At 74.8% G+C, this 13,536-nt stretch carries 14 protein-coding genes; 8 read left to right on the plus strand and 6 right to left on the minus strand.

Features of this window, described 5'->3' with window-relative positions:
- Positions 1-68 precede the first annotated feature (68 nt).
- Complete coding sequence (locus ACZ4NT_RS13115; RefSeq protein WP_121404873.1) at positions 69-944, plus strand: DUF72 domain-containing protein; 876 nt, start codon at positions 69-71, stop codon at positions 942-944.
- Positions 945-965: 21 nt separating this feature from the next.
- Here ACZ4NT_RS13115 and ACZ4NT_RS13120 read toward each other — a convergent pair whose 3' ends face one another.
- The 5 genes from ACZ4NT_RS13120 to ACZ4NT_RS13140 form a co-directional block, all read right to left on the minus strand.
- Positions 966-2,981 carry a copper resistance CopC/CopD family protein gene (locus ACZ4NT_RS13120; RefSeq protein WP_467725223.1) on the minus strand — a complete coding sequence of 672 codons (2,016 nt, stop codon included), beginning with the start codon at positions 2,979-2,981 and terminating at the stop codon, positions 966-968.
- 356 nt (positions 2,982-3,337) lie between these two features.
- A complete protein-coding gene (locus ACZ4NT_RS13125) occupies positions 3,338-4,159 on the minus strand; it encodes an SDR family NAD(P)-dependent oxidoreductase (protein WP_467725225.1) in 822 nt (273 codons plus the stop codon).
- Positions 4,147-4,626: a cupin domain-containing protein gene (locus tag ACZ4NT_RS13130; RefSeq protein ID WP_121404876.1), complete on the minus strand. Its 480-nt coding sequence runs from the start codon at positions 4,624-4,626 to the stop codon at positions 4,147-4,149. The genes ACZ4NT_RS13125 and ACZ4NT_RS13130 overlap by 13 nt, the downstream gene beginning before the upstream one ends.
- Before the next feature lie 9 nt (positions 4,627-4,635).
- Positions 4,636-5,262 carry a GNAT family N-acetyltransferase gene (locus ACZ4NT_RS13135; RefSeq protein ID WP_121404877.1) on the minus strand — a complete coding sequence of 209 codons (627 nt, stop codon included), beginning with the start codon at positions 5,260-5,262 and terminating at the stop codon, positions 4,636-4,638.
- Positions 5,252-7,363 carry a penicillin acylase family protein gene (locus ACZ4NT_RS13140; protein ID WP_467725227.1) on the minus strand — a complete coding sequence of 704 codons (2,112 nt, stop codon included), beginning with the start codon at positions 7,361-7,363 and terminating at the stop codon, positions 5,252-5,254. Before ACZ4NT_RS13140 ends, ACZ4NT_RS13135 begins: the two co-directional genes overlap by 11 nt.
- Positions 7,364-7,448: 85 nt before the next feature.
- Here ACZ4NT_RS13140 and ACZ4NT_RS13145 point away from each other — a divergent pair, with 85 nt between their 5' ends.
- The 5 genes from ACZ4NT_RS13145 to ACZ4NT_RS13165 all read left to right on the plus strand — a co-directional run bounded on the left by ACZ4NT_RS13145 (position 7,449) and on the right by ACZ4NT_RS13165 (position 10,518).
- On the plus strand, positions 7,449-8,192 hold the full coding sequence (locus tag ACZ4NT_RS13145) for a siderophore-interacting protein (RefSeq protein ID WP_121404879.1): 744 nt from the start codon (positions 7,449-7,451) through the stop codon (positions 8,190-8,192).
- 104 nt (positions 8,193-8,296) lie between these two features.
- Positions 8,297-8,899, plus strand: coding sequence for an HhH-GPD-type base excision DNA repair protein (locus ACZ4NT_RS13150; protein ID WP_467725229.1), 603 nt, complete (start codon positions 8,297-8,299; stop codon positions 8,897-8,899).
- Between the two features lie 114 nt (positions 8,900-9,013).
- Positions 9,014-9,700 carry an HdeD family acid-resistance protein gene (locus tag ACZ4NT_RS13155; RefSeq protein WP_121404881.1) on the plus strand — a complete coding sequence of 229 codons (687 nt, stop codon included), beginning with the start codon at positions 9,014-9,016 and terminating at the stop codon, positions 9,698-9,700.
- 215 nt (positions 9,701-9,915) lie between these two features.
- Positions 9,916-10,305 carry a hypothetical protein gene (locus tag ACZ4NT_RS13160; protein WP_121404882.1) on the plus strand — a complete coding sequence of 130 codons (390 nt, stop codon included), beginning with the start codon at positions 9,916-9,918 and terminating at the stop codon, positions 10,303-10,305.
- A gap of 69 nt (positions 10,306-10,374) precedes the next feature.
- Entirely contained in the window at positions 10,375-10,518 is a 144-nt protein-coding gene (locus ACZ4NT_RS13165) for a hypothetical protein (RefSeq protein WP_183116955.1), read from the plus strand.
- 105 nt (positions 10,519-10,623) lie between these two features.
- Here the strand turns inward: ACZ4NT_RS13165 and ACZ4NT_RS13170 are convergent, their stop codons facing one another.
- Positions 10,624-12,192: a helicase HerA-like domain-containing protein gene (locus tag ACZ4NT_RS13170; RefSeq protein WP_467725232.1), complete on the minus strand. Its 1,569-nt coding sequence runs from the start codon at positions 12,190-12,192 to the stop codon at positions 10,624-10,626.
- A 161-nt stretch (positions 12,193-12,353) separates the two neighbouring features.
- Between ACZ4NT_RS13170 and ACZ4NT_RS13175 the strand changes: the two genes are divergently transcribed.
- Complete coding sequence (locus ACZ4NT_RS13175; protein ID WP_003999914.1) at positions 12,354-12,650, plus strand: type II toxin-antitoxin system VapB family antitoxin; 297 nt, start codon at positions 12,354-12,356, stop codon at positions 12,648-12,650.
- Positions 12,651-12,772: 122 nt separating this feature from the next.
- On the plus strand, positions 12,773-13,396 hold the full coding sequence (locus tag ACZ4NT_RS13180; protein WP_467725490.1) for a LytR C-terminal domain-containing protein: 624 nt from the start codon (positions 12,773-12,775) through the stop codon (positions 13,394-13,396).
- The last annotated feature ends 140 nt before the right edge of the window (positions 13,397-13,536 follow it).

Raw genomic sequence — 13,536 nt, forward strand, 5'->3', positions numbered from 1 at the left:
CCGCCTGATGGCGTTTTATCCCTTTTGCCGCAGCCTTCCCGTCGGTACGGCGGGGTAGCCGGTGGTCCATGGGCGAGATTCTGGTGGGGGCCTGTTCGTGGACGGACCGGTCCCTCGTGGGCAGCGGCTGGTATCCCCCGGGGTGGCGGGACGCGGAGGGGCGGCTCCGGCACTACGCCGGCCGGTTCCCCGTGGTGGAGGTCGACTCCTCCTACTACGCGCTGCCCGGCGAGCGGAACAGTCTGCTGTGGTGCGAGCGGACCCCCGCGGGGTTCGTGTTCGACGTGAAGGCGTTCTCGCTGCTCACCGGACACCCGACGCGGGACGGCGCGCTCCCCGCCGACCTGCGGGGGCGCGTGGGGCGGGGGACGCCGGACGCCGGGCTGCTCGACGAGGTGTGGGCGCGGTTCGCCGCCGCACTCGGGCCGCTGCGGCGGACCGACCGGCTGGGGAGCGTGCTGTTCCAGTTCCCGCCGTGGTTCGCGCCCGGGGAGCGCTCCGAGACGTTCCTCCGGGAGTGCGCGGTCCGTACGGCGGGCTGGCCCGTCGCCGTGGAGTTCCGGCATCCGGGATGGTGGCGGGAGGGACGCCACGACAGCACCGCGGGCCTGCTCACGGACCTCGGCATGTCCGCCGTCGCCGTGGACATGGTGCAGACGCTGAGCGTGTCGGTCCCGCCCGTCACCCCCGTCACCTCGCCCGAACTGGCCCTCGTCCGCATGCACGGCCGGAACGAGGCCTGGGGGACCGGCAGCAAGGAGGACCGGTTCCGCCACGCGTACACCGACGGTGAACTGGCCGAGTGGGTGCCCCGGGTGTCCCGGCTTGCCGACCGGGCCAAGCGGGTCCACGTGCTGTTCAACAACTGCTGTGCCGACGCCGCCGTGCGGGCCGCCGAGGCCATGCGCGGGCTGCTCGCCCGGGAGGGCCTGCCGGTGCGGTGAGCCCGGCGGGCCCCGCTCCCGTCAGCCGATCCGCACCTTCTTGGACACGGTGACCTGGTCGATGTCGGTCGTGCGCACCGTCACCTTCATCGTCCAGGTGCCGCGCAGCGGGAGGGTGATGCCGTCCGTGCCCCAGTAGCCGCCCCGGTCGGTGAGCCCGGCGTCCAGCGGGCCGATCCTCCGCTCGGCCAGCGTGAAGGTCAGGCGCAGTTCGGGGACGGTGGCGATGCCGCCGTCGGGGCCGAAGACCACGGCCTGGACGGTGTTCTCGCCCACCCGGCCGGGCGCCAGGTCGAGCTGGACCTTGCCGTGGCCGCCCCGCGTGCCGACGTCGAAGGGGATCACGGTGCTGGTGTCGGCGGGCTGTCCGGCCGCGGCCTGCGCCGTCTCCTCGGCCGCGCGGCCGGGCTGGGTCCCGGTGAGCACGGTGGAGATCACCAGCACCACGATGCCGATGGTGACCTCGGCCAGGACGGAACGGCGCAGGGCACGGCGGTGCGGTCCCGGGTCCGGCACCGGGTCCGGGTCCGGGTCCGGTGCGGCGGGTTCCTCCGGCCTTCCCGGCCCGTCTCCGGACGGGACTTCCGCCCCGCCGGCGGACGTGGCCTCCGGGCCAGGGGCGGAAGGCGACTCCTGGCCGCGGGCGGAAAGCGACTCCGCGCCACGGGCGGAAGCGGACTCCGGGCCGTCGCCGGTCGGCCCGTCGGCAGCCGGGGAACGGGCCGGATCCGCACCGGTGCCGGCGTGCGCGCGCCCGCCCACCGGTTCCGGGACGCGTGCCGAAACCGCCGGTTCCGGGACGCGTGCCGGGGCCGCCGTCGGCCGGTCCGCGGCCACCGCCCGCTCCGCCGGGAGCCGACCCGCCCCGGTGGGAGCCCCGGACGTCATCAGCCGTGCCGTCCAGCGACGCGAGTACGCCGCCACGGCGAGCACGAGGAGGACCGCCACCAGTTTGGCCGACAGGATCCTGCCGTACGACGTGGTGGTGAGGGCGTTCCAGGAGCCCAGGCCGCGCCAGGACTGGTAGGCGCCGGTGACGGCCAGGACGGAGACGGCCGCGAACGCGAGACGGGAGAAGCGGGCCACCGCAGCGCCGGGGAGCGCCTCGGGCTCCCGGTGGAGCGCGGTCAGCAGGGCCGCAAGACCGCCCAGCCAGACCGACATCGCCAGCAGGTGCAGGACGGCGGACACCATGGCGACCGGCACCTGGATGCCCGCGGAGGCGTGTTCGGCGGCGGCCCAGGTCGACGCCAGAGCCACGGCGAGGAGCCCCGTCACGGCCGGCGTGCCCTTTCCGGCCGCCCGGGCGTCCCGACCCGGGATCCGCAGCGGAAGCAGGGCCGCGACGGCCAGCAGCACCAGCCGGGCCAGCAGCGCCGCCCCCGGCCGGCTCGTCAGGGTGGCGGCCAGGGTGGCGGGGTCGAAGGCGGTGGCCGGGCCGCTTCCCCGCTCGTAGGGGCCGCGCAGCAGCAGCAGCGCGACGGTGGAGACGAGCAGGGCCCACCAGCCGCCCGTCACCAGGGCCCGCTGCGGACCGGTGCGGGTGACCGCGGTGAACGCGACCGTGCCGAGGAGCAGGGCCACCGCCGCGTAGCCGAGGTAGCGGGCGGCGTCGTACAGCGTGCCGGCGACGGTGCCGGCGGCCCCCTCGGTCGGCAGGACGGCGCTGGTCGGCGAGGGTTCGCCGACCGAGAAGGTGAACGCTCCGACGACGGGGTGGCTGTCCGCCGAGACGAACCTCCAGGCCACCGTGTAGGTGCCGGTGCCGAGCTTGCGCGGCAGGGTCACCCGGGCCGTCTCGGAGCGGCCGTCCGCGTGTCCCGGCTCGCCGGTGCGGACGCGCCGGTTGTCCGGGTCGATCACGCGGACGGAGTCGTCGAGCAGCCCGACCGGCTCGGTGAAGGTCAGGGTGAGGTGGCGGGGGGCGGAGTCGAGGACGGCTCCGTCCCGGGGGTCGGTCTCACTGAGGGCGGCGTGCGCGGACGCGGAACCCGCCCCGCCGAGGAGGAGCAGGACCAGCACGGCGCCCAGCAGCACCAGGCCGCGAAGGGCGCGCCCTCGGGGCCGGGCGCCGTCCCGTCCCCGCCCGGCTCCGGCACCTCCGCGGCGTCCCGTGCCGTACCGCGCGTCGCGTCCTCCGTCCCGTCCGCCATCGCGTCCTTCCGCCCGCCGAGCTGCTCGCCGTAGGCCCACGTCACGTCTCCGTATGCGGCGCCCGGCGTCCGACGGCCGGGCGTCCGGGTCGTTCCTGTCGTGTGTCCGGTGTCCGTGTCCGCCGGAGTCCGTGGCGGGGACACCGGCGTCCTCCCTAGATACGGAGGCACGCGGCCCGGCGCTCAGCGCTTGCCGAGGTCCGCGTGCCCCCTTCCGCACGGGGGCCCGCCGCGGTGTGCTCACCACGTGGGGCGGGCCGACACCCCGCCGTCCACCACCAGGTCGTGGCCGGTGATCCAGGACGCCAGCGGCGAGGCGAGGAACACGCAGGCGTCGCCGACGTCCTCGGGGCGGCCCAGCCTTCCGGTGGGCGCCGCCCGCCGCCAGCGCCGCACCCCGTCGGGCCAGGCGTCGGCGAGTCCCTCGCGGTCGATCAGGCCGGGCGAGACGGAGTTGACCCGAATGCCGTGCGGCCCGTACTCCAGGGCCGCGGAGCGGGCGTGCACGACGACGGCGGCCTTGGAGGCCGCGTAGTGGGCGTGGTGGGGGGCGGGGTGGGCGGCCTCGATGGAGGCGATGTGCGTGATCGTGCCGCCGCCGTGCGCGCTCATCAGCTCCGCCGCCGCCTGGGTGCAGGCGAAGACGCTCGACAGGTTGGTGTCGACGACCGACCGCCAGTCGGCCCCGGACATGCCCGGCAGCGCCTGGGTGGGCTGCACGCCCGCGTTGTTGACCAGCGCGGTCAGCCCGCCCGGCGCGCGGCCCGCACCGGTTTGCAGCTCCCTGCCCCAGTCCGCCGCCTCCCGGACCAGCCGCCGGCAGGCGTCCTCGTCGGTGAGATCGGCCCGCAGCGCGATCGCCTCGGCGCCGGACGCGCGGATCCGGGCGACGACGTCGTCCGCCCGGCGGGTCCGGTGGTGCACCGCGACCGCCGCCCCGGCCCGGGCGAACCGCAGCGCGATGCCCCGCCCGATCCCGCCCGCGGCGCCGGTGACGAGGGCCACCTGACCGGCGAGCAGCGCGGACGCGGGGTGCGCCCCGGTGGCGCTCACGGGCGGCACAGCGCGGTGATGCGCGCCGCCTCGGCGGGGTAGCGGGCCGTCAGTTCGGCGGCGTCGCCGTGCTCGTAGCCCTCGTAGGTGAAACCGGGAGCCATCGTGCAGCCGAGGAACGACCAGGCGCCGGCCGCGGCGACCCGGGCACCCATCCACGTGCCGGCGGGCACGGTGTACTGCGGATGCTGGCCGCCGAGCACGTCGGGCCCGAGGACGACGGTCCGCGCGCCGCCGTCCGGGGCGAGCAGCAGCATGTCCAGCGGATCGCCCAGGTAGAAGTGCCAGACCTCGTCCGCGGGCAGCCGGTGCAGGGCGGAGAAGTCGCCGGCGTCGGAGGTGAACAGGGCCACTATCGCGGTCCCTTCGGGGCGGCCGTCGGGCCGGTCGGGCCCCGCCCAGGTCCGCCGGAAGCGGCCGCCCTCACGGGGCAGCGGCTGCAGGCCGTAGTGCCGGACGAGGTCTTCGGGCGTCATGCGGCCAGGCTACTGAGCGCGGACCGCGCCGAGGGCCGACTCCCTCGTGAGGAAGGCGAGCCGGGCGCGCTTCTGCGGCAGGTGGACGTCGGGGAGGTCGATCTCGGGCAGCACGACGAGCGGTCCGGCCTCGAAGCCCTGGCGAAGGAAGCGCTCGATGGCCTTCTCGTTGCGCTCGTCGGGGTCGACCACGATCCGCGTGCGGTCCAGGCCGGTCAGCACGTACGCGGTGAAGGCGGCCAGCAGCCCGGTGGAGTGGCCCGGCCGGGCGCCGTCGGCTCCGGCCGGGCCGATCAGCACGTGGACGCCTATGTCACCGGGCTCGACCCGGTAGCACTCGCCGACCCGGTCGGCGTCCGGCTCGTACGTCTGCAGCAGCGCGGCCGGTTCGCCGTCCTTGACCGCGAGGAAGGCGTGGTGGGTGTCGAGCGAGTCCAGGTGGACGTAGGTCTCCAGGACCTGCTCGGCGGTGAACCCGGTCATGCCCCAGAACGCGGCCCGTTCCTCGGTCACCCAGGCGTGCACCACGTCCAGGTCGGCATGCGGGTCGAGGGGCAGGATGCGGACGGTGCCGAAGCCCTCGACGTGCTGCTCGTGGACGGCTTCGCGGGAGGCCGCGTACGGCTCAGTGGTCATCGTTCTCCTTCGTCAGGCGGTTCCAGTCGGTGACGACCGGGGCGAGATCTCCCTTGAGCCACAAGGGGAGTTGGTCGCGGTGATGGGGTGTTCCGGGGACGCCCGAGGCGCCGAAGGGGACGACCCAGAGGCTGTTCTCGCGGTCCGCGAGGTCCCAGACGTAACGGGCGGCGGGCCCGCGCGCGGCGCGGTCGGTGACGCCGGGCACGGCGGAGGTGCACAGCACGCAGTCGTGGTCCCCGGACAGGCCGGGTTCCTCGTCCGCGCCGGTGGGGAGCGCACGCCACGGGGCGAGGCGGTGCGTGTCGCCCCAGGTGGTGTCCCGGGCACCCGCCGTGCTGCCGGCCGGGTCCGTCCGGGACGTCGGGGCGGCGGTCTCCTCCAGTGCCTGCCGGACGAGCGCGGCACGGTCGACCCCGTACAACTCCGGTGCGGTGAGCAGGTGTTCCAGGGCGTAGCCGACGCGGACCGTGAGGGCGAGCCAGGGGCGGAAGATCTCCGGGTAGGCCGGCGGATCGGTCAGGCAGGCCAGGGCGGGGTGGGCCGCCAGCCGCCGTACGACCGCGCCCCGGACCGCCGCGTAGGCCGCCGCGCCGGTGCTGTCGGCGTCCATGTGCCGGTCCCAGGAGAGGAGTTGCTCGCGCACGGCGGCGGCGCCCGGGCCCAGGGCGGTCTCGTCGAGGGCGGCGAGACGTGCCAGCAGCGGGGCGGCCGAGGGGAGCAGCGTGTCGGTGTGCACGGCCGCCATGTCCGGCGCGGACCAGGTGCTGCGGGCGCCGAGCAGGGAGCGGATGCGGTCGGCGCGGTGCGGCGCGGCGAACTCGGTGCCGAGGGGGGCCGCCGGGCCCCGCTGGTTGGCCATGACGGCGATGCCGTCGTCGACGGTGCCGCGGGGCATGGGGTGCCAGCCCCGCCACTCGTGGCCGGGCTCCCAGGCGGGCACGAGTCGTGTGCGGTTGTCCGCGCCGCGCACCGGCACCTTTCCGGCGACCCGGTGCAGCAGGCCGCCCTCGGTGTCCGCGGCCTGGACGACGTTGACGGGTTCGGCCCAGCGGTCGAGGGCGCGGTCCACGTCGGCGACGCGGCGGGCGCGCAGCAGCGGAAGGAGCGCGCCGAAGCCCAGGTCGCGGGTCACGCGCGGCGGGCAGCGGAGGCTGACGGCCTGTTCGGGACCCTCGGCGTCCGGTCCCCCGATGACCACCGGGCCGCGCCGGGTCTCCACGACCTCGACCTCCACCGGCTGCCCGCCGGCCACCTCGACGGTCTCGACGTGGCGGGACGCCGGGCGCCACGCACCGTCCGGGTCGAGGGCCTCGACGCCGGAAGGGGTGCGCCGCAGCCGTTCGCGGTAGAGGTCCTGGTAGTCGGCCATCGCGTTGGTGATGGCCCAGGCGACCGTGCCGGTGTGGGCGAAGTGGGCGATGCCCGGGACGCCCGGCACGGCGAGGCCTACGACGTCGAACTCCGGGCAGGCCAGGCGGATCTGCTGGTAGACCCCGGGTTCCTCGATGAAGCGGTGCGGGTCGCCCGCGATGAGCGGTCGGCCGGTGGCGGTGCGTTCGCCGGTGAGGAGCCAGCCGTTGCTGCCGACGGTGGCGGGGCCGTCGGTGGCGAAGAGACCGACCGCGTCGGCGCCGAGCCGCCGCACGACCTCCTCGCGCCACAGTTTGGCGGGGAAGCCGACGAAGAGGATGTGTGCGCCGAGCCAGACGCCCAGCGGGGTCCAGGGCTCCCACCGGCCGGGGGCGAGGTCCGCGGCCGCGAACTCCGGTGCGCGGCGGGCGCCTTCGGGCAGGCCCTCGTTGACGCCGTCGGTGTACGCGCGGATCCAGTCGGCGGTCTCGGGGTCCTGTTCCGCCAGGGCGGCGAAGCAGCGGCGTGCGGTGTCGTCGACGCGCGCCCGGCGGACGAAGCGGTCCCAGCCGAGGGACTCGGGCCCGAGGAACGCCGCGGAGGTGCCCTGGGCACGGTGCCGCTCGACCTCCAGCTGCCAGGCCCGGTCCCTCGCGGTGACCCGCCCCTGGAGACGGGCGAGTTCGCGCGCGCTGTCCGCACGCAGATGGGGGATGCCCCAGGCGTCACGGTAGATCTCGCTGCTCACGGTCCATCCCCAGTCTCTTCAGGTTAGGCTAACCTAACTGCGATTGCGGCGGAATCGTACGCGAAGCGTGAAGAGCGGAGACACCATGGGGCAGGGGCACGGCTGGGAGGGTGCGGTGCTCAGGCTGCTGGGCGCCAAGAACTTCGAGTGCACGGTGACGGGGGCGGAGGACGTCACCCCGCGGTACCGGAGGGTGCACCTCACCGACGGCGGCCTGCTCGCGGCGACCGGCGTCCATCCGACCATGTGGGTCCGGCTGTGGTTCGACAACGCCGGCAAGCCGCACCAGCGGGCGTACACCCTGGTCGACCCGGATCCGGCGGCCGGGACGTTCAGCCTGGAGTTCGCCCTGCACGAGGGCCGCGCGAGCGACTGGGCGCGGGCCGCGAAGCCCGGGGACACCATCGAGGCGACCGTGCAGGGTACGGGCTTCACCGCACCCCGGCCGACGCCCTCGCGCGTCTTCGCCGTGGGCGACCCGGCGTCGCTGCCCGCCCTCAACTCGCTGCTCGACGCGATGGGCCGGACCCCGGCGACGATCTGGTTCGAGACGGACGAGGAGCCCTCCGCCGGGACGGGCGGGCTCCCGGTGCGGACCGTGCCCGGGCGTCACGAACTGCACGCCGTGCCGCGCCTCGACGGGGGCGCCGGACTGGTCGACCGGGTCAAGGAGGACCTCCCCGGAGTCCTGCGGGAGGAGCCCGAGCCGTACGTCTGGATCGCCTGCGACACGGCCACCACCCGCGCCCTCACGGCGTACGTGCGCAAAGAGCTGGCCGTGCCCAAGCAACGGGTGAACGCGCTGGGGTACTGGCGCGCCACGGTCTGAACCGCGGACCCGCGGACCGGACGGATCGGCGGACGGATCGGCGGGAGGGCGCCCCGCCCCGACCCGGAGAGGCGTGCGGCGGGCGGGCGGGCGATCATCGAGGCATGGACGCCACTCTTCACCTCGCCCAGCAGCCCGAAGCGGACGAGCTGCTCGGGCGCAGCCCCCTCGCCGCCCTCGTCGGGATGCTGCTGGACCAGCAGGTTCCGATGGAGTGGGCGTTCGCGGGCCCGTACACGATCGCGCAGCGGCTGGAGAAGGACGACCTCGACGCGCACGAGATCGCCGCGCACGACCCCGAGGCCTTCGCCGCGCTGCTCTCGGAGAAGCCCGCCGTGCACCGCTACCCCGGCTCGATGGCCAAGCGCATCCAACAGCTGTGCCAGTACCTCGTGGAGCACTACGACGGGGAGGCGAGCGCGGTGTGGGAGGGCGTCGGCACGGGTGCGGAACTCCTGCGGCGGCTGAAGGAACTCCCGGGCTTCGGGACCCAGAAGGCGCAGATCTTCCTCGCGCTGCTCGGCAAGCAGCTGGGCGTGCGCCCCGAGGGCTGGCGCGAGGCCGCGGGCGCGTACGGGGAGCCGGACGCCTTCCGGTCGGTCGCCGACATCACCGGCCCGGAGTCGCTGACCAAGGTGCGGGCCCACAAGCAGGAGATGAAGGCGGCGGCGAAGGCGGCGAAGGCGGCCGGCTCCACCGGGCGGTGACCGGGGACCGTCCCGGCGTCCTCCCCGGCCGAGGCACCCCCGGCGCGGGGGCGGCGTCAGTCGCCTGGACCGCGTCCGGTGGCGGCTCGCGCGTACCCGGCCGGAGCATGAGGCATGACCGAGGCACCCAACGGCTCCCCACGGGGTCCGGAGTACGACGACCGCCGGGTCCACGCCGCCCGTGACCCGAGGGGCGACCACCTGCCCCCGGGCGACACCCCCGGCCGCCCCGAGAGCACCGAAGGCCCCCTGCACTTCCTGTCGCGGGCCGCCTGGCAGGCCGTCCTGGTCGCGGGCATCGCCGCGCTGGTCCTCGGCATCATGGTGCTGGCCTGGCCGGAGGCGACCCTGTTCGCGGCCGGTGTGCTCTTCGGCATCTACCTGGTCCTCAGCGGGATCCTGCAGCTCGTCGCCGCCTTCGGGACGCACGCGGCGACCTCGCTGCGCGTCATGGCGTTCATCAGCGGCGTGCTGTCCATCCTGCTGGGCCTGTTCTGCTTCCGCGGCGCGATGCAGTCGATCCTGCTGCTGGCGCTGTGGATCGGCATCGGCTGGCTGTTCCGCGGGATCACCCAGACGCTGGCCGCCGCCTCGGACCCGACCGTGCCGGCCCGCGGCTGGCAGATCTTCCTGGGGATCGTCAGCCTTCTCGCCGGCATCGTGCTGATCGTCTCGCCGTTCGAGTCGGTCGCCGTCCTGGCCGTCGTCGGCGGCTGCTGGCTCCTCGCGGTCGGCGTCACGGAGATCGTCACGGCGTTCCGGATCCGCTCACGGGCCCGCCTGGTCCCCCGCGCCCTCTGACGGCCGGCGCCCGCCGACGGGCGCCGGCCCCGTAGGCCAAGAGGGCGGTTCCGGCCGCCGAACCGATGAAGCCACCGCCTCCCGGGGGGACATCACCTCTCATGAGCCCCACCCCGCCGCCACCGCACCCGCTGCGCCGGTGCGTACGAGCGCGGGGCGGGGCTCACACGGGGGCTCCCACCGGAACTCCCACGAGCGCCCCGCCGTGCACTCGGGTGGGCACGGCGGGCGCTCCCGACCGGGCGGACCCGCCCGCCGTACCGCTCGCTCCCCCGCCGCGGCCCCCGGCCGCCGCCCGGCGCACCTGGCTGCGGATCCTCCTCCTCCTGGTCGTCGCGATGCTCGCGGCCGGCCCGCACCCCGGGTCGGCGGCCGAGCCGCCCGCCACCGCCGCCGTGGAGACGGGCGGCCCCGAGAACGACGTCCTCGACACGGCACTGCGCCCTCCCGCCCGGTACGGGCACCGGCTGGTGATCCCGCTGCGCCCCGCGCCGCTGGCCGACGACGCCCGCCGGGACCCGGCGGCCGGCCCCCCGGCCGTACCGTCGCCACCCCCGTACGCCCTCGCGCTGCACGTCCTGCGCTGCGTGGTCCTGCGCTGCTGAGACGCCCGGTCTCCGGACCGTTCCGCATCCCTCATCAGCGAACACGAGCACCGAGCGAAGGACACAGCCATGACCCACGATCCCTACGCGATCCTGCACGCCCTGCTGCGCGCGGAGGCCGTGCGCAACACGCCCAAGGCCAAGGCCGAGTCCCGGCCGGGGCCGGACCGGCGGCGGGAGCAGACGTCCCGGAAGGAGCACGGACGACACTGAGCGACGGGCGGCCGTCCTCCCCCGGACGGCCGCCCAGGGCGTGCGGGGACAGGTCTCGGGGCGTGCGCGGGCGGGCTCCGGCCCGGTCCGGTGGACGCGCCCCGGTCAGCGGCGGCGCCGGGCCGTGCCGAAGATCGACCGGGTGATCTCGCGTCCCACCCGGGTACCGAGGGAGCGGGCCAGGGACTGGAAGACTCCGCTGCCCATGACCTGTCCGACGACCGAGGTGTCCTGCTCGGATCCCCGCCTCCCCTGCGGGCGCGCGGCCCGCGGCTCCCGCGTCCCGGCCTCCTCCCCGGCGGCGGTCTCCCGCGCGGCCGTGAGCCTCTCGTACGCGGACTCCCGGTCCACCGACTGCGCGTACCGCCCGTACAGGGAGGACGCCCGCACCGTACGGTCCAGTGCCGCCGGGTCCACCGGGCCCATCAGCGACTCCGGAGCCCGCAGCCGGGTCGCCGCGACCGGGGTCGGGGCGCCCCTCTCGCTCAGCACGGTGACGACGGCCTCCCCCGTGCCCAGCCGGGTGAGCAGCTCCTCCAGGTCGTACGGGGAGTCCGGGAACGTCTTCGACGTGGCCTTCAGGGCCTTCTGGTCGTCGGGCGTGAAGGCGCGCAGGGCGTGCTGGACCCGGTTGCCGAGCTGGCCGAGGACATCGGCCGGCACGTCCTTGGGCGTCTGCGTCACGAAGAAGACGCCGACCCCTTTCGAGCGAATCAGCCGGACGGTCTGCGCGACGGAGTCCAGGAACGCCTTCGACGCGCCGTCGAAGAGCAGATGCGCCTCGTCGAAGAAGAACACCAGCTTGGGCCGGTCGGCGTCGCCCACCTCGGGCAGGTCGTGGAAGAGGTCGGCGAGCAGCCACATCAGGAACGTCGAGAAGAGCTGCGGCTTGTCCTGGACCCCGGGCAGTTCGAGCACGGAGACGGTCCCGCGGCCGTCGTGAGCCGTGCGCAGCAGCTCGCCGGTGTCGAACTCGGGCTCGCCGAAGAACGGGCTCATGCCCTGCGCCTCGAAGGCGGTCAGGGAACGGAGGATGACGCCGGCCGTCGCGGACGACAGTCCGCCGATCCCCTTCAGCTCCGGCCGGCCCTCGTCGGAGGTCAGGAAGGTGACGACCGCGCGCAGGTCCTTCAGGTCGACCAGCTCCAGGCCCTTCTGGTCGGCGTAGTGGAAGATCAGGGCGAGCGACTGCTCCTGGGTCCGGTTGAGCTGGAGCACCTTCGACAGGAGCACCGGACCGAAGCCGGTGACCGTGGCGCGGACCGGGATGCCGTGGCCGAGGCCGCCGAGCGCGTAGAACTCGGCCGGGAACCCGGTCGCCGTCCACGCCTGGCGTACGTCCCCGGCCCGCTCCCGCACCTTCCCACCGGGCTCGCCGGGCACGGAGATCCCGGACAGGTCGCCCTTCATGTCCGCGAGGAAGACCGGGACGCCCTGCGCCGACAGCTGTTCGGCGATCAGCTGGAGGGTCTTCGTCTTGCCCGTGCCGGTGGCCCCGGCGACCAGACCGTGCCGGTTGAGCACGGCCAGCGGGACGCGGACCTGCGCGTCCGGCAGGCACCGGCCGTCCCAGAGCACGGCGCCCAGGTCGAGGGCGGGGCCGTCGAACGCGTACCCGGAGGCGATCTCCTGCGCCTCCGGCGGCAGCGTCGGCCCGGTCTCGCGGTCGGTCATGTCAGGCCCCTGTTCCCGGTCCCCGCCGGTCCGTGCCCCGCCGGCAGCTTCCTGCGAACCTCGAACGGTTACCGGTTTGCCCGGTTATACGGCGTCTTTTCCAGCGTTGCACTCCGTCGCCATGGCTGCGCCCGGAAGGTCTTGACCGGTAGGCTTTCCGTGTGATCTTCAAGCGCATCGGAAACGGCCGGCCGTACCCCGACCACGGCCGGGAAAGCACCCGGCAGTGGGCGGACGTCGCGCCGCGCCCGGTCCGCCTCGATCAGCTCGTGACGACCAAGGGCCAGCTGGATCTGGAAACCCTCCTCGCCGAGGACTCCACCTTCTACGGCGACCTCTTCGCGCACGTCGTGAAGTGGCAGGGCGACCTGTATCTGGAGGACGGGCTGCACCGCGCGGTCCGCGCCGCGCTGCAGCAGCGCCAGGTGCTGCACGCCCGCGTTCTCGAGCTGGACTGAGCGCCGGGGGCCCGCCGGTTGACCCTTTCGGGTTGGACTGAGCCCCCGTCAATGATCATTTAGTAGTTATCGTCGCCAAGTCGCACTACGCTGCGCCCATGAGCATGCTGACTCCCCCGGGCATGGGCCGCCGGTACCGCATCACGGGGGACAAGTACCCGCGGATGCGCCGACCGCGGGGGCGCCGCAGGCTTGCGTTCCTCGTCATCGCGTCCGTCACCGCGCTGGGGTTGATCGGCTGGGGAACACTGCAGCTCATCGACGTCTTCACCGGGGGCGGCGACGAGGCCGCGGCGGCGGGATCCAAGGCGGAGTGCGCCACGAAGGCACACCCGGCCAAGGCGTCCCCGGCGGCGGCCGCGCTGCCCGAGCCCGGCACGATCACCGTCAACGTCTTCAACGCCACGCCCCGCAGCGGGCTCGCCAAGAAGACCGCCGACGAGCTGAAGAAGCGCGGGTTCCGCATCGGTGACGTCGGCAACGCGACGAAGGCGTACGACAAGAAGGTCGAGGGCCCCGGGCTGCTGCTCGGCGCCAAGGCCGCGTCCGCCGCCGCGCTGCCGGTGCTGAACACGCAGCTCTCCGGCGCCGAGCTGAAGACCGACGGCCGCAGCAAGGCCACCGAGGTCGACCTCATCATCGGCACCGGCTTCACCGCGCTGACCGAGAAGGAGGACGCCGGCAAGGCGCTGGCCGTCCTGGCCAGGCCCGAGCCGACGCCCTCCGCCACGAAGAAGGCCTGCTGAAGCCCCGGGCTCCCGCGGGAGCCCGGTCCCGGGGGGGGGGGGGGGGGGAGGGGAAGGAGCCGCGCCTGCGCCCGCACCCCGATCGTACGTACCCACACAGGATTGGAGAGGGGGGGCGTGGTTTGTTGGCCGGGTTTTTA

The organism is Streptomyces sp. NPDC026417, assembly GCF_055567695.1.

Excerpts from the sequence above, each read along its gene's own strand:
- ACZ4NT_RS13115 (WP_121404873.1), top strand. The coding sequence starts at position 69 with ATGGGCGAGATTCTGGTGGGGGCCTGTTCGTGGACGGACCGGTCCCTC.
- ACZ4NT_RS13145 (WP_121404879.1), top strand. The coding sequence starts at position 7,449 with ATGGGGCAGGGGCACGGCTGGGAGGGTGCGGTGCTCAGGCTGCTGGGC.
- ACZ4NT_RS13170 (WP_467725232.1), bottom strand. The coding sequence starts at position 12,192 with ATGACCGACCGCGAGACCGGGCCGACGCTGCCGCCGGAGGCGCAGGAG.
- ACZ4NT_RS13135 (WP_121404877.1), bottom strand. The coding sequence starts at position 5,262 with ATGACCACTGAGCCGTACGCGGCCTCCCGCGAAGCCGTCCACGAGCAG.
- ACZ4NT_RS13180 (WP_467725490.1), top strand. The coding sequence starts at position 12,773 with ATGGGCCGCCGGTACCGCATCACGGGGGACAAGTACCCGCGGATGCGC.
- ACZ4NT_RS13150 (WP_467725229.1), top strand. The coding sequence starts at position 8,297 with ATGGACGCCACTCTTCACCTCGCCCAGCAGCCCGAAGCGGACGAGCTG.
- ACZ4NT_RS13130 (WP_121404876.1), bottom strand. The coding sequence starts at position 4,626 with ATGACGCCCGAAGACCTCGTCCGGCACTACGGCCTGCAGCCGCTGCCC.
- ACZ4NT_RS13165 (WP_183116955.1), top strand. The coding sequence starts at position 10,375 with ATGACCCACGATCCCTACGCGATCCTGCACGCCCTGCTGCGCGCGGAG.
- ACZ4NT_RS13155 (WP_121404881.1), top strand. The coding sequence starts at position 9,014 with ATGACCGAGGCACCCAACGGCTCCCCACGGGGTCCGGAGTACGACGAC.